13 protein-coding genes and 2 pseudogenes are annotated in these 14239 nt (G+C 67.9%); 3 read left to right on the forward strand and 12 right to left on the reverse strand.

The annotated features are described in order from the left end of the window. Positions 1-62 precede the first annotated feature (62 nt). A complete protein-coding gene (pyrE, locus tag OG574_RS48945) occupies positions 63-590 on the forward strand; it encodes an orotate phosphoribosyltransferase (RefSeq protein WP_326779442.1) in 528 nt (175 codons plus the stop codon). Between the two features lie 184 nt (positions 591-774). Here the strand turns inward: pyrE and OG574_RS48950 are convergent. The 5 genes and pseudogenes from OG574_RS48950 to OG574_RS48970 all read right to left on the reverse strand — a co-directional run. Beyond that, positions 775-1047 (reverse strand): annotated as a pseudogene (locus tag OG574_RS48950) (integrase); the annotation flags it as partial. A 33-nt stretch (positions 1048-1080) separates the two neighbouring features. Next, positions 1081-1242, reverse strand: coding sequence for a hypothetical protein (locus OG574_RS48955; protein WP_326779483.1), 162 nt, complete (start codon positions 1240-1242; stop codon positions 1081-1083). 130 nt (positions 1243-1372) lie between these two features. Further along, a complete protein-coding gene (locus tag OG574_RS48960; protein WP_326778877.1) occupies positions 1373-1774 on the reverse strand; it encodes a hypothetical protein in 402 nt (133 codons plus the stop codon). 729 nt (positions 1775-2503) lie between these two features. Continuing rightward, a pseudogene (locus OG574_RS48965) lies at positions 2504-2704 on the reverse strand (DUF4037 domain-containing protein); the annotation flags it as partial. A 46-nt stretch (positions 2705-2750) separates the two neighbouring features. Further along, positions 2751-4070, reverse strand: coding sequence for an RNA-guided endonuclease InsQ/TnpB family protein (locus OG574_RS48970; protein WP_326778878.1), 1320 nt, complete (start codon positions 4068-4070; stop codon positions 2751-2753). A gap of 26 nt (positions 4071-4096) precedes the next feature. Between OG574_RS48970 and tnpA the strand changes: the two genes are divergently transcribed. Then, positions 4097-4528, forward strand: a complete 432-nt coding sequence (tnpA, locus tag OG574_RS48975; RefSeq protein WP_326771376.1) for an IS200/IS605 family transposase — start codon at positions 4097-4099, stop codon at positions 4526-4528. A gap of 331 nt (positions 4529-4859) precedes the next feature. On the opposite strand, the gene OG574_RS48980 is transcribed toward tnpA, so the two are convergent. From OG574_RS48980 to OG574_RS49010, 7 genes are all read right to left on the reverse strand, one after another. Continuing rightward, entirely contained in the window at positions 4860-7367 is a 2508-nt protein-coding gene (locus tag OG574_RS48980; RefSeq protein ID WP_442816970.1) for a glycosyl hydrolase, read from the reverse strand. A 397-nt stretch (positions 7368-7764) separates the two neighbouring features. Beyond that, complete coding sequence (locus OG574_RS48985; RefSeq protein WP_266569686.1) at positions 7765-8289, reverse strand: hypothetical protein; 525 nt, start codon at positions 8287-8289, stop codon at positions 7765-7767. Between the two features lie 372 nt (positions 8290-8661). After that, the gene (locus OG574_RS48990; protein WP_442816960.1) at positions 8662-10179 is read right to left on the reverse strand and encodes an ISL3 family transposase; all 1518 of its coding nucleotides are present in this window, start codon (positions 10177-10179) and stop codon (positions 8662-8664) included. Between the two features lie 214 nt (positions 10180-10393). Further along, positions 10394-10732, reverse strand: coding sequence for a MerR family transcriptional regulator (locus OG574_RS48995; RefSeq protein ID WP_326778880.1), 339 nt, complete (start codon positions 10730-10732; stop codon positions 10394-10396). A 1147-nt stretch (positions 10733-11879) separates the two neighbouring features. Continuing rightward, a complete protein-coding gene (locus tag OG574_RS49000; RefSeq protein WP_326778881.1) occupies positions 11880-12314 on the reverse strand; it encodes a DUF2267 domain-containing protein in 435 nt (144 codons plus the stop codon). 105 nt (positions 12315-12419) lie between these two features. Next, positions 12420-12809, reverse strand: a complete 390-nt coding sequence (locus OG574_RS49005) for a DUF2267 domain-containing protein (protein ID WP_326778882.1) — start codon at positions 12807-12809, stop codon at positions 12420-12422. A 113-nt stretch (positions 12810-12922) separates the two neighbouring features. Continuing rightward, on the reverse strand, positions 12923-13357 hold the full coding sequence (locus tag OG574_RS49010) for an Hsp20/alpha crystallin family protein (RefSeq protein WP_326778883.1): 435 nt from the start codon (positions 13355-13357) through the stop codon (positions 12923-12925). A gap of 126 nt (positions 13358-13483) precedes the next feature. Between OG574_RS49010 and OG574_RS49015 the strand changes: the two genes are divergently transcribed. After that, positions 13484-14110, forward strand: coding sequence for a type III effector protein (locus OG574_RS49015; protein WP_326778884.1), 627 nt, complete (start codon positions 13484-13486; stop codon positions 14108-14110). Positions 14111-14239 lie beyond the last annotated feature (129 nt).

Consider the following 14239-nt stretch of genomic DNA (forward strand, 5'->3'; position numbering starts at 1 on the left):
CACGGTGTCGTGGAGAGAGCCGGTGTCTTGGCCGGGAGGGGTTGCTGGGAGACTGGCTGCCTGTGACTCACTCTGATCTTGCTCGCCGTATCCATGCTGCTTCCCATCTGACCGGGCAATTCACGCTTCGGTCCGGCCGTACTGCCACGGAGTACTTCGACAAGTACCGGTTCGAGGGCGACCCGGTCCTGCTGGACGAGATCGCCCGGGAGATGGCTCCGCTGGTGCCGCCGGGCACCGAGGTCCTGGCCGGCCTGGAGATGGGCGGCATCCCGGTGGTGACCGCACTCGGCCGACACACGGGGCTCCCCTGCGCTTTCGTGCGCAAGCAGGCCAAACCGTATGGCACCTGCCGTCTCGCCGAGGGCGCCGACGTCGAAGGCCGTCGGGTGCTGGTCGTTGAGGATGTGGTCACCAGTGGTGGACAGATCGTGCTGTCGACCGCGGACCTGCGGGGTCTGGGGGCTCAGGTGCAGGAGGCTCTGTGCGTGATCGACCGTGAGCAAGGCGGTGCCGATGCCCTCGCGGCCGAGGGCATCGGACTGTTGTCGCTGCTGACGGCCGCAGATCTGCAGGCCGCTGCCGTCTGATCGGCCGGGCGCGGTTGGCGTGGGGCGCGGGGCCGACAGGGACGTGGGGGGCGGGACGTCCTGGGCGTTGAGGCTAGGCAGGAGCGGTGTGCGAGGCGCGGCGGGGAAGCCGTTCGAGCGAGTCCTCTGCGGAGAATCAGGCGAGTTGGAGGCGCAGGTCTGGAAGTACTGGCGCTTGGCCGCGCTCCGTGCGCGACTCCCACTCCACAGCCGCGACCCCGGCGCGGGTGTGGCCGCGTAGCCCGATGTCGGACCACAGGCCCCAGGTCCGCGGCGTCAGCCACGACACCCGCGCGCTCACCGAGTCTGCCGCCCGATCCTCATGCCGGGAGATGTCCACCGGAAGCGGGTGTACCTTCCCCCACTTGAACAGCTTGGTGAACGCCGCCGCTTCGCGGTCCCATTTCGTGCCGCTGATCCGGCCCGGGTTCTCCAGAGCCTTGCACCGCCAGTGCCGTTGCCGGTGTCTCCGGTCGGGGTCGGGCTGGTCCTACCGGCGTGGGCCGGGCAGGGCCAGGCGGCTGGCGGTGCTCCAGCGCGGGACGCTGGCCGCGGGAAGCGCGGCCGGGTGGCGGGACGCGACGGCCCGCTGCACATCGAGCGGGGTGGGGGTCGGCGGTCCGGGCGGAAGGATCAGGATGAGCTGAGCCATGCCCCTGACGTAGCGCTCGTCCACCCCGGCGATCACCGGAGGGTGTGCCTCTGGGCTGCCATGACGGCCATCCACCCATCGGCCTTGCGGTCGGCCCAGCCCCTCATGCGATCTGGGCCTTGCGCGCGGGCTAGACGTTCCGTACGTCGGCGCGCTTGTCCAGTTCGCGCATCGCCTCTGCGTGGGCGCTCATCCGGATGCTCAAACTGCCGCTGGTGAAGAGCGCCACACCAGCGACCGACACCGGCAAGGACAGCCCGAGCACAGCCAGGGCTTCAGGCCAGTCGCGTTCGTTCTGACACCAATCACTGCTTTGCAGGCCGTTGTTGGCGGTACCCCGTTCGGTCAGCAACCGTGACTCGCACTCCGCGGGGTACTGGTCGTCTGGCTCGCGATCGACCGAGTATGGCGTGAGCAGCAGCAGAGCACACCATGCCCACTGCAGCGCCGCCACAACCAACAGGCCTATGCCCCAGGCGCGTATCCGCCCGGCCCTGTCGCGGAAGTCGAGGTCGTAGTCACGTGATCGCATGGTGGGTGAATCTAGCAGCGTGTTTTCTCAGTTTGTGAGGGCTTCCAATCCCATTCTGCGGACGGGTACCCAGGGTTCATACGGAGGCAGTGCCGGCTGCGCCTTCGACTTTGGCGTCTGGCCGCCGCCGTTCCTCCGCGCCTCCTCCCTCCCGGCCGGCGGCGCAACGCGGGCCAGGTCGACCCCAGACACCTCGCTGCCGCTCACGCCTGCCCCCGGGGGTGTGTCCGAGGATCAGGTGGTGCGTGCCTGAAAGGCGCTGCGCCTGGTCGACCAGTTGGTGGCTGAACAGGCGCCTCGCCGATGTTTCGCCGTAGCGGTCGATGTGGTCGAAGACGACCTGGTGGTCCTTCATCGCCTGCACTCGCCATTTGCGGACTTGATCGCGGGTCAGGTCCTCGAGGACGAGCTCCTGGTCGACGTCGACTGGGGCGGGCGCGGCGGCCGGCCGCTGCGCGGCGCTCCGCCTCTCAGGCCCCGGGCATCGCGGCGTCGACGGTGGCCGCAATCGTACGGCGCTGGGCACGGGCGTCGGCCTGCCGGTCCTCGCAGCGCGGGCAGTCCCGACCAGAGCTGAGGTGACCGTCCGATCAGACCGGGCCTGTAACCGGACGGTCTCGGCGTCGCGCCACAGGACGGAACGGTGCCCGTCGTTCTCCAGACTGCGAGGTGTCTCGTGATGCATGCGGGAGTGCGTGGCGGCGTGCGGATCACTACCCGGTCACGACGTCACGACGGCACTGCTCCGGTGCGGGTCGAGGCCCGGGTCACCGCTCGTGCCCGCGAGGGGTTGGTGAGGGCGTCGGTGCTGTCGGTGAACTGGTCGACCGTGCCGGTAGGCGGCAGTGCGCGGACGGCCGGGTCGGTGATGCGGGCGGTCAGCGCCGCGGTGAAGCGTTCGGCGTGCAGGACCTGGAACGGTCTGCCGTGTTGAAGTGCTCTCCTCCCTTCGCAGGCTCAGGAAGGAGATTCCTGCTTACCTTGCGGCAGCGGGCTTGACGCCACGGGTGCGCCTGACGACTGCCCTCCCGGCAGCCGGGATCGCCACGAGGCCGATCCGGTACAGGTGCAAGACGTTCCGGGCCGCGTTCCAGTCGGCATTCGCCGACCATCCGCAGTCCGGGTTCTTGCATACGAACGTGGCCTGGTCTTCCCGGCTGCCGGGCGTGATGAAACCGCACGCGGAGCAGCGCAGGGAGGTGTTCGGGGCGGGAACCTTGACCAGGGTGCCGCCGTTGCGGGCAGTTTTGTACGTCAGCATCGTCACGGTGCGACCCCACGCCTCCTGGCTGATGGAACGGTTCAGGCCGGACTTCTGCGCGACGTTCCTCCCCGGGTTCTCGATGGTTCCCTTGGCGGACTTGACCATGTTCGTGATCTGCAACTGCTCCACCACGACCGTGCCGTACTGCTTGGCGATGGCGGTGGCGGTCTTGTGCTGCCAGTCAGTGGCTCGGCGCGTGGCTCTTGCGCGGAGCTGCTTGATCTGGTCGTAGGTGGCGTGCAGCCGGTTCGAGCTGCGCTCTTTCGGCTTGCGGAAGGACTTGCGGTGCGCGGCGCGCTGTTCCAGGCGGAGCAGTTTGGCCTTCTCATCCGGGTTCAGCCACTTGTCCCGGTCGGCGGTGCCGTCCGGGAGTCGGGGCGGCCGGTCGTGGTCTTGGTGGTTGCCGTCGGACAGCGCGAGGGGCAGGTGCACCCCGGCGTCGATACCGACCTCGGGACCCTGGTGGGGCTCCGGCTTGGGCTCAAGGGTCTGGATACGGAAGGCGATGTGCCAGCCGAGCCCGTCTTTGACCAGCCGTGCCCCGGTGATCCGGTTCTCCTTGTTGGCGAGCTTGCCGACGGGGAGGTCCTTGGTCCAGCGGAACCGGACACGGCCCACCTTGGGGATGTTGACCATGCCCCACCGTCGGTGCACCCGCTTGATCTGCAGATCCCGGCCCTGCGGGATGTCCACCGACAATGCCGTGCGGAAGCGGGCCTTGAAGTTCGGCTCGTCCGCACGCCCGTCCCAGCAGTTCCGCCACGCCTGGAAGTACGTCTTGAGTACCGCCTGCGCGGCCTGCGCGGGCAGCACCGCGTACCAGTCGATCTCCTTGCGGGCCTGCCGCAACGCCTGATCCATGCGCGTCAGAGCGCGCTGACACTTCGGCGTCATCCGCCACAGGTCGTGGAGCTGATTCCACATCGCGCGTGCCGCGTGCGCCTGGTCATCCATGAGCCGGACCTGTGCAGGCGTCAGCGCCAGCCGGGCGCGATGCCCGAACTGCCGCTTCTCCCACACGAGTTCGCCCATGACAATCACCCTACTACGGTTGGCTTATGTCACCACGATGGAACCCGAATCCTGACGTGCGCACCGGGCGCCACGTCGTCTACAACCTGCATGTCCACTTGGTTTTTGTTACCAAGTACCGGCGCAAGGCATTCACCGACGCCATGCTGACGCGCACTGAGGAGATCATGCGCGAGGTCTGCGCGGACTTCGAAGCCGACCTGAAGCAGTTCAACGGCGAACAGGATCACGTCCACCTGCTTGTGCACTACCCGCCCAAGGTCCAGCTCTCCAAACTGGTCAACTCCCTCAAGGGCGTCAGCTCCCGCAGGCTCCGCCAGGAACACAGCGCACACGTGCGCCGCTACCTGTGGGGCGGACACTTCTGGTCCGGCTCCTACTTCGCCGGATCCTGCGGCGGCGCACCGCTGACCGTCGTCAAGCAGTACATCGAGAACCAGCAGCGCCCCACCGGCTGAGGACAACACTGCGGACCCGTGCGAACGCGCGGGTCAGAGCAGCCCTGAGATGGCCTTCACCCCCGCCGTAAACGGCGGAGCACTGGCCAAGATCAAAGGTAGAGGCGCGTGGTGGGGTCGACCGGGTCGGTGAGGCCGAGCCGGTTGTGGGCGGCGGCGACGATCTCGTAGGCGCGGGCCAGCGCAAGACGCCTGCCTGCGTCCGTGCCGGGAGGGTCGACGTCTTGGTGTCGGCGAAGGCGCCGGACCTGGTTGGTCCGGCGCCTGTCGCGTTCACTCTTCGGCTGAGCGTGGTGCCTCGACCGGACGAGCCGTGATCACCGGTTGCTGGTCATTGCAGTTCGCGCACCGGCATGGTGTAGATGCCGCGCCCGTGGGTGGCCGCGTACAGCTTGTTGTCAGGGCCGATCTTGAGCTGGAGCACGGCCACCGCCGGCAGTGAGCCGACCCGTTCCCACTTGGCGGTGTGCGGGCCGCGGTAGACGACTCCCAGGTCGGTCGCGACCGCGAGCCCGCCGCCCGGCAGGACGACCGCGGAGTCGGCCGGTACGTCCGGGAAGTTGCCGGAGACGTCCCTCCAGGTGGTGCCGCCGTCCTTGGTCTCGAAGACATGGCCGACTCCCGCGCCGGGGCCTTCGGTCCACTGCCGGGAGAAGCCGCTGACCGTGACGTAGGCGTGATCGGCGTTCTGCGGGTCGATGGCGAAGCCGCTCAGATAGCGGTTGGGTACCTTGCCCTCCACCGGCAGGCTGATCTGGTGCCAGCCGGTGCCGTCCGCGTTGCCGACCGCGATGCCGCGGGTGAAGCCCTGGTTGTTGCAGGGGCCGCACCACGCCGCGTACACCTTGCCGCCCGAGGACGCGACCGCGGTGGCGGTGTGGCCCTCGCCGAGGTCGAACGCGTTCGTCCACTCGGTGCTGCTGCGGATGGCGTATCCGTGGGTCTGCACCCACACATGCCGGCCGCCCGCGACCCAGGTCGAGCTGTCCTTCGCGTCCGCCGACATGGGAGCGACGAAGCGAGCCTCGCCGGTCGCGTTGTCTGGCGGGGCGACGGAGTACGAGGTGGCCTTGGACGGGTCGCTCTCCCAGGAGCCATCGTTGACGGCGCAGTCCTGGGTGACCTGGATCTGCAGGTAGACGTATGCCTGCGCTATGTTGCAGCCGTTGGCGGTGTCGGTGATCGTGTCGGTACCGTCACCGCCGAAGTTGGAGCCCATCACCTTGTCGTTGCTGCGCAGTTCCGACTGGCCGTTGTCCTGCAGTCCGCCGGTGACCGAGACGCCGCCGTGGTCGAGGTCCTTGCCGATGCCCACCGAGAAGTACTGCAGGGTGTCGATGGTGCCGTCGTTCAGTGAGGTCCAGTCGGTGGCGTGGCCGTCCGCGTCCTGGGAGCCGTGGACGGGGCGCTTGTACGCGCCGCCGTCGTTGCCGACGTAGACGTACGGCTTCCCGTGGTAACGGCCGATCGCGATGCCGTGCTGGTCGGAGTGCGTGGTCGGGTTGCAGTCACCGGTCTGCTTGCTCGGATCGATGTTCCAGCAGGGGAAGTTGAAGTTCCAGTACGGGCCGACGGTAGACCACTGGGTACCGCCGTTCTGGCTCTCGTAGACCTCCTCGAGACCCGCGTACACGTGGTCGGCGTTCGCCGGGTCCACGGACAGGAACTGGTTGTACCAGGCCTGCACGCCGGGCATGTAGCCCGCGGTGGTGAGCGCCGAGCCGGAGGCCGCGAGCTGATGGTAGTCGGCAGTCTTCGTCCAAGGGCCGAACGGTGAGCCGGACTTGGAGACGTAGATGCCCTCCAGCGAGCTGTCCGGATTGTTCGCGAGCTGCTTCGGCGACTGGTCGATCGCGTAGTAACGAGAGCCGTCGGCGGACGCGGCGAAGGTGACCTCGCCGACGGTGGCCGAGTCCGACGGCAGGTCGCCCAGGCCGGTCGTCACCCTCTGCCAGGTGCCGTTGTGCTGAGCGAAGAAGCCGTTGTATTCGTCACCGCTGCGCCAGCCGACCGCGAGTAGGACCTTGGAGGGGTCCTTGGGGTCGACGGCGATGTCGTTGGTGATGTTCTTGTACGGGGCGTCGGGGTCGTTGGCCTTGGAGTGGCCCGGCAGGTAGTCCGGGTTCGGGGCGTACTCCAGTTTCCAGGAACCGGACAGCCGCATCGTGGAGTGACTCCACACACCTTCGCTGGTGGCCGCCCACACCTTGCCGGCGCCGAACCGCAGCTGATGGATGGTGGTGCTCTCCAGCTCGTCGCCGCCGACCCGGCTGCGCGTCGAGAACGAACCGTGGTGCGGGCTAGACAGCACGTAGACGCCGCTGCCGAGATAGGCGTCCGCGTTGGTGGTCGCCTCGCCAGTGCCGAGCCACAGCCGGCCAGCCGTGTCCAGGGTAAGGGCGCCGGTGGCCTGCGTCGGGAGCTTGTCGCTGATGGGCGTCCAGTGGCCGCCGCCGGTACTCGAGCGCCAGACGCCGCCTCCCGCGCTGCCCGCGTACACATAGCCATCATTGTCGGCGGCCATCGCGGCCATCCGGCCGGTGACCATACCGGAGCCACCGCTTGAGTTGGAGTCATAGTCGCGGTAACGCGAATCGTCGGAGTTGTACGGCAGATCAGTGATGTTCTTCCACCTGCTACCGGCGCGGCGCAGGCCGTCCAAGCTGCTCCACGCAGCCCCGTACGCGCCTGGCGCGACCACGCCCGGGGAGGTACGCGCCTCGGCAAACTGGTCCGCGCCCTCGGCGATCTCATCGGACTCGTTACCGTCGTCGTCATCCGACAGGCTGGCGGTCAAGTGGGCATGAGCCGACTCGCGCTGATGAGCGAGCCTGTCCATCGTGCGGACGCCGAACGGGTTCGGCGTGCCACCGGACACTGCGCCTGCCGGTACGGCGACGAGTGCGGCGGATGCAGTGATGGCACAGATCGTGAACCATCGTCTCTTACGGGCAGATGATGCCACCGTGTTCCCTCCCGAACGGCCTGTCTAGCCGATCGGGATAGACCTGATCACGGTCACTGGCGCAAGTCCGGTCCCGCGTACGAGATTTAGCCAAATATTTGTCAGGCCCCTGCCACAACGCAGCCAGAGACGGTCACCGCGCCCGAAGGCCGCTTGCGCGCGCCACATCCACCCGGCTCGTACCCGCATAAGAGGCTGGCGGCCTGGAGGATGACCATGAAAGGCCACCCCTGGCGGGGGTGGCCTCGCTGGTCGGCAGTGCCGGGTCCGGTCAGCCGATTCCGGTGACCTGCAGCGCGGTTGTCCAGTTGTTCTTGATGGCGCTGCGTGCGGCGGAGAGGGTGATCGTGCCGTTGCACACCGCGTTCTTCAGCTTGGTCTCGGTGCCGTCCTTGGTGTGTGCGGTCTGCCCGCCCGAGTACGGCTCCGGCCACAGGTTCTTCGGGTCGCGCGGGGCGCCGCCGAGCTCGAGCGGCACCAGGTGGTCCTCCTCGTAAGACGTCATGGCGGTGTCGGCGTACCCGTAGTCGATGATCCCCTGGGCTTTCAAGGGGTTGGTGTAGGAGGTGGGCGGGCGGACCGTCGCGGTCCACCCCGAGACGCAGATCGTGGAGCCGATCGTCGACTGCGTGACATCCGGGTTGTAAGCACCCGGCGTGCACGACGGGTCGGACAGCGGCAGATAGGACTGCGAGCAGGTGGATGCGTGGGCTGCTGTACCAGTGGCCAGGATCAGGCCGGCGGCGGTCATCCCGACAGCAGTAAAAGTGGCGGTGAGGCGGCGCATCGGTCGCATGAGGGGGGCTCCCGCAAGTGTTGGCCCGGGGCGGAGTTCCGGGCGCCTGACGGCATGACACCACCACCCGGGTCTATGCGGGTAGACCCAAACGGTGAACAATCCGTGGCTGACTCACCGCAACTGCGACGTGTGCGGCGGCAGTTGCGTGACCGACCAGGATTGAGGAGCGCGCCGCCCGACTGTCCGTGCAGTACGTGGCGAGGGCCGCCTGCACGATCAGCTCGTCCAGGCCGGGCTCGCGGCGCCGGCCGCGCAGGACCAGTGCGAGATGTCGGCGCGCTTCGGCGAGCAGGTGGCGGCGGTGGAACCGGCCGCGGGACTGTAAAAAGAACGGCCCTGTCTCACTTTCGGTGGTGACGAAGGGTGATGTCATCCGAGGAGGATGCGGTGACGGAGGAGGGTGAAGCCCGCGCGGCCGTGCATCTGGCGCGCGATCAGCTTGGTCTTGGTGTTGACGCCCTCGGTCGGTCCGTTGCTGTACGGGAGTGTGAACGCGGCGATCACGGCGTCGAGGTCGCGCTCCAGACCCCGAGTGAAGGCGTCCAGATGCGGCAAACCGGCAGCGTGGACCTGGGTGATCCAGAGCTCGAGCGCGTCGGCATTTCCCGCGGTGTGCTTCAGGAGCGGGGCAAAGTCCCTGATGCAAGCGGCCAGTTCGGTCATCTCGGGGCAGGCAGCGGTGAGCTTGGCCAGGAGGTCGTGCTGCTCGGCCTTGAGGTTGTCGGGCCTGGTGAGGAGCATCCGGGCGAGCCTGCGGTCGGCGTCCGCGCGGCCTTGGTTGATGTACTTGTGTAGAAGGTTGAGGCAGCCCGTGAAGCCGAGGGCTTTGATCTCTTCGAAGAGGTGCCCGACGGGGACGCCGGGGTCCTCGGCCCGCTGTTTACGCAGGTGCTCGCGGTAGGGATCGACCAGGCTGGCGCGGTACTTGGGGACGCGGAGCATCCTCTCGGGCCGATCAGCGCGGGCGTAGCGTTTGACGGTGTTCAGAGCCAGTTGAAGTCGGCGGGCGCATTCGAGCAGGCCCACGCCCTGGTTAAGGAGGTCGTGGACCTGGTGCCAGCGCTCCAGGGTGGTCTGTGCACGGGGTCCGTCATACAAGGGCGCGTCCAGCACTGTGGCCCAGCAGTTGCTGTGCGCCTTGACCTCGCTCAGGGCGGCTTCGCACAGGTTGTGCCATATATGCCAGCGATCACCAACCTGCACCGCGTCGGGCAGGGCACGGCGAATCGCCTCGGCGTAGGTCGCGGAGCCGTCACGGCATACGACCTCGACGCCCGGATGAGCGCGCAACCATGTCTCCAGGGTGTCGGCCGTGCGGTCGGGCAGCACGTCGATCCGCTTGTGGGTCTCGGCGTCGATCACCACGGTGGCATAGCGGTGCCGTCGGCGCAGAGCGAAGTCGTCGACGCCGATCACACGGGGTATTCGCTCGGTGGGCAGGGGGATGCGCAGCAGGGTGCGCAAGGCGGTATGACGCGAGACGCCCACCGCGCGTATCGCCGGCAAACGAGCCCCTGCTCGGCCCGCTAACTCCTTGACTACAGACTTGACTTGGCTGGTCAGACGAGCCGTGCGGCGCTGGTATCGCTCCAGCACTCCGGGCACCTGCTCACGGAACGTGTGACGGCAACCGCGCGTGGGACACACCAGACGCCGCACCCGCACACGGACTACTGCCCGTCGCCCGTCCACCGGTACGTCGGCCACCGTCCGCAGATGAAAGCCATGCACCCGCCCGGACGGCGCCCCGCAGCCCGGGCACGGCACCGTGTTCGCCGGCGTCCGTGCTCGCACCAGGATCCGCTCGCCCTCGTCGGTCACGTCCTCGATGACCAGCGGCGACAGTCCCGAAAACACCACATCTACAAGCTCGTTGACATCTCGCACGTGATTGTCAACGACCCTGCCAACCCTCCGTCACCACCGAAAGTGAGACAGGGCCGTTGATTGGACAGTCCCGGGCGGCAGCGTGACGTCGCGCTACTGCGTCCGGGTAGGCGTGATTGTAGAAGGTGAAGTTGCCCGGAACGTTGTGCGTCCCGGTCAGCATGCGCGGGACGCAGTCGCGAAGCTCCTGGGAGAGTTGCAGGTCTCAGCTGTCTCAGGCCGCGGTCGTCGGGTTCGCTGATTCGGCGGCGCGGCGGTATTCGGCGTTGATGCGCTGGGCCTCTTCGAGCTGGTCTTCGAGGATGACGATGCGGCAGGCGGCCTCGACGGGGGTGCCCTGATCGACAAGCTCACGCGCGCGGGCCGCGATGCGCAGCTGGTAGCGGGAGTAGCGGCGGTGGCCGCCCTCGGAGCGCAGCGGGGTGATCAGGCGGGCTTCGCCGATGGCACGCAGGAAGCCCTGGGTGGTGCCGAGCATGGCGGCGGCCCGGCCCATCGTGTAGGCGGGGTAGTCGTCGTCATCGAGACGGCCGAATGAATCGTCTGCTGTCATTACACCTCTCTGTGGAACGCGTGGAGGGGCCCTGGTGCCGTATGGCACCAGGGCCCCGAAGGAACTGCTACACCATCTGCCGGCCCTGGTACTGCGCCGGCCTTCTGTGTCCGCTGACCCGACCTGGGAGTTGTCGGGAATGCGGGGATCGCGGTTGCTTGACCGGAGACCACCTCACTATCGATGTCCTGCGGTACCCGGGCTCAACACTCCACCCGGGCGATCCTGATGGCGCTCAACTCCTCCGTTCTTCCCTCTTGATCAACTACTTACCAAACGGGAACTGCGGAACTGCGTACTGCTGGTACTACGAACTGCTCGTGGCCTCGAACAGCGCCACTCTTCGGCAGCCAGCCCCGTCGCCCGTCCTGCATCTGCTCTGGCTTAGAACCCCACTGCCGAACCTCCCGGCACGCGCGCCCGCAGCTGACGCCTTCACCGAGGTACTGCTCACTGACTTCACTGCTGAGTACTGCGAACTGCACTTACGGGTACTGCCACGGCGGCCCCTGATTACTGCGAGCCGCCCGGTCCGGTCGCCAGTCCCGTCGCCGTCCTGCAACAACCCTGGCTTCGAAACTCCGCCACCGCACCGTCCTGCCAACTGCAACTGCATGTACTACTGACCGGCAGTTCGTCTCTGCCAGGCCCTGCTCGATCTCGGCTACGAGAGAAACCATAGCCACACCGCCACCCAATGTCTACTCCGGTCAACATAGATTTCTGCGTGGTCGACGGTGAGATATTCGGCATCGAACAGCAGAGGGGCGAGAGCAAGGCCCGCCACCTGCACTGACGACCAAGTCCGTCGCGCCGAGGGCTGCACTGCCGGCCCCACGGCCATGAGGGCCGGTTGGGAGGTGACCCCACCCCCAGGTGTTGGATCATGAAGCACTGCCAGGCGGGAGCCCGAGGCGGACGCGGTCGCGGTGCGCCGACCAGTGACGGCCAGGCAGGCCCTGGCCGATCCGGGAGCAATCCGCAGACACGGTGCGACTGGGCATGGGCCAGCGCGTCAGGCTGGCCGGCGCCGCCGGGCGGAGGTATCCACCCAGCTACGCCGACGTCGTCCCGCTGCTCCCCCACCGTTCAAACAGCGCTGAGCCGCCACAGCAGTCCCCGCGCATTTCCCCTGGACCTGGCATGGTCATGCGGCTTGGGTGAGTTCTGCCTGACCGAACAGCAGGGCGTATCCGGGCGGAAGCTGGGTGAGGATGCGGCCCAGGAGAACGGCGCCGGCCAGGTGGCCGACGACAGCGAGGACGGCTCCGGTGTCCCAGCGGGCGGTCGCGGGGGTGGCCGCTGTGCGGGTGGCCAGGTCCTTGACGAAGCCCCAGCCGGTGAGTGGCTGACAGTCGGGGATCTGGCTTGCGAAGACGTGTGCGGCCTCTGAGGGGAGGCAGGCGGCGAGGTCGACGCGTTCGTTGCCGGTGAGCTGGCGGCCCAGGGCCGCCAGCACGGTGCGCGTGACGTCTTCGGCCCGCTCCCGGGTGGGATACGCGCCTTCGTAGCGGATTCTTTCCACCATCTGCTGAAACGTCATGCCGGGCCGGGCAGCGGTCGATTCACGCAGCGGAAGCATCGGAGGTGGTTGCCTTTCTCGTTCAAGGGCGTTTTAGCCGGCAGGGTGGGCCAACGTTGGCTGGCCTGCCCCGCTAATTTGTGTGAGCGGCGCACGCTCACGGGCTTAGGTGGGTTCGGGATGGCCGAAGAGGAGGTCGTATCCCGGGGGCAGTTGGAGCAGGATGCGGTCGGTGAGGTCCTCGCCGGCCGCATCGGCGGTCACGCTCAGTACGGCGCTGACGTCCCAGGTCGCGGTCTGCTCGGTGGCTCCCTCGATCCACGCCGCAGTCGCTCGCACAAACCGCTCGGGCGAGAGCGGCTCGGTGGCCTGCAGCGGGTTGAGAAGGATCACGGCGAAGGTCTCCGGGAGGCGGGCAGCCAGCTCGGCCCGGACTTCACCCACCAGATGCGCGCCCAGCAGCGCCAGAACGGTGCGTGCGGAGCGTTCGGCTTCCTGGGGGGTGGCGTACTTACCGCTTTCCTGCACGTGGCCGAGGAATGCTTCCCATCGCATGGCCACCACTTCTCCTTCTGCATCGTTGCGCGAAGGACGGAGTGCGGAGGACGGGGCTGAAAGGAGAGGTCGAGGCCCGTCCTCCGCCGTAGGTGCGGTCGGGAGCTGGCTCCTCAGCCGCTGATCTGCCTGTGGTCGGACTCCCCGCCGATTGCGATCTTGCGAGGCTTGGCGCGCTCGGCGATCGGGATGCGCAGTGTCAGCACCCCTGCTTCGTAGTCGGCGGTGATGCGCTCGGTGTCCAGGGTGTCGGCCAGCACCAGCTGCCGGGAGAAGACGCCCAGAGGCCGCTCCGAGAGCTCCATCTGCACGTCGTCCGCCTTCGCGGCCGGGCGGCGCTCGGCCCTGACGGTGAGCATGTTCCGCTCGACGTCGATGTCGATCGCATCCTTGGCGACACCGGGCAGGTCGAGGGCGATCACGTACTCCTCGCCCTCGCGGTAGGCGTCCATCGGCATCGCCGAGGGCCTGGACCAGGTGCCGGTCACCCCCGTCAACTGCTGGGCGAGCCGGTCGAGTTCGCGGAACGGGTCAGTGCGCATCAACATCACGAAACACCTCCACAGGTCTGGCAGAAACTGCCAATGCGCTTCACCTGACACCGTTGTAACATGTCATCCAACCGATGACAAGCGAAACGTCATCCAAAGGGTGACGCGCCTGAGAGGATCTCCATGGCCGCTTCTCCCAAGCGCCGTGCCCCCACCTCGTTCCCCGCCGCCGCGGCAGCGCTGAGCACCATCGACGACGCCGTCCGCGCCGCCCAGACCGGCCAACACCCGCAGGACGGGCAAGCCAGTGGGGACCAGGCCCTGGCCGCGCTCCTCCTCCTGCGTGAACTGCGCGAACAGCTCGCGGAATGGGAACCTGGCCTGATCGAGGCAGCCCGCGCCGCCGGCACCAGCTGGGCCGACCTCGCCCACCCCCTGGGCGTCGCCAGCCGCCAGGCCGCGGAGCGACGCTACCTGCGCGTACGCCCCGGAGCCCCCGGCACCACCAGAGAACAACGCGTACAAGCCACCCGCAGCGACCGCGCCGCCCACCGCACTCTCACCGCCTGGGCCCGGACCAACGCCGCCGACCTGCGACAGCTCGCCGGCCAGATCACCGCCCTCACCGACCTCCCCACCCAGGCCCAGCCGCCGCTGGCCCGCCTCACCGAAGCCCTCGCCGACAACGACGCCGCCCACCTCATCAACCCACTCGCCGACACCCACATCCACCTCAAGGCCGGCCACCCCGAACTGGCAGCACGCATCGAAGCACTCACGCGCCGCACCGGCCGCAGCGACGACCGTTAGCCAAAAGCGCGCCGGCAAGGGAAATCGCAGACCGCGCCGTGAACGCGAGACCATGCCAGCAGGCGACGCTCGCGGGCGCCCGGGTCAAGGACGACAGTTGGGCTCCTGAACTTCCGGCTTGTTGCGGCA

Source organism: Streptomyces sp. NBC_01445 (assembly GCF_035918235.1).
In the GTDB taxonomy this organism is placed as follows: Bacteria; Actinomycetota; Actinomycetes; order Streptomycetales; family Streptomycetaceae; genus Streptomyces.

Bases quoted from the DNA above. Each gene is read 5' to 3' on its own strand.
- OG574_RS49010 (WP_326778883.1), bottom strand. From the start codon at position 13,357: ATGTTGATGCGCACTGACCCGTTCCGCGAACTCGACCGGCTCGCCCAG.
- OG574_RS49000 (WP_326778881.1), bottom strand. From the start codon at position 12,314: ATGCTTCCGCTGCGTGAATCGACCGCTGCCCGGCCCGGCATGACGTTT.
- OG574_RS49015 (WP_326778884.1), top strand. From the start codon at position 13,484: ATGGCCGCTTCTCCCAAGCGCCGTGCCCCCACCTCGTTCCCCGCCGCC.
- OG574_RS48955 (WP_326779483.1), bottom strand. From the start codon at position 1,242: ATGGCTCAGCTCATCCTGATCCTTCCGCCCGGACCGCCGACCCCCACC.
- OG574_RS48995 (WP_326778880.1), bottom strand. From the start codon at position 10,732: ATGACAGCAGACGATTCATTCGGCCGTCTCGATGACGACGACTACCCC.
- OG574_RS48985 (WP_266569686.1), bottom strand. From the start codon at position 8,289: ATGCGACCGATGCGCCGCCTCACCGCCACTTTTACTGCTGTCGGGATG.
- OG574_RS48970 (WP_326778878.1), bottom strand. From the start codon at position 4,070: ATGGGCGAACTCGTGTGGGAGAAGCGGCAGTTCGGGCATCGCGCCCGG.
- OG574_RS49005 (WP_326778882.1), bottom strand. From the start codon at position 12,809: ATGCGATGGGAAGCATTCCTCGGCCACGTGCAGGAAAGCGGTAAGTAC.
- OG574_RS48960 (WP_326778877.1), bottom strand. From the start codon at position 1,774: ATGCGATCACGTGACTACGACCTCGACTTCCGCGACAGGGCCGGGCGG.
- OG574_RS48980 (WP_442816970.1), bottom strand. From the start codon at position 7,367: ATGGACAGGCTCGCTCATCAGCGCGAGTCGGCTCATGCCCACTTGACC.
- tnpA (WP_326771376.1), top strand. From the start codon at position 4,097: ATGTCACCACGATGGAACCCGAATCCTGACGTGCGCACCGGGCGCCAC.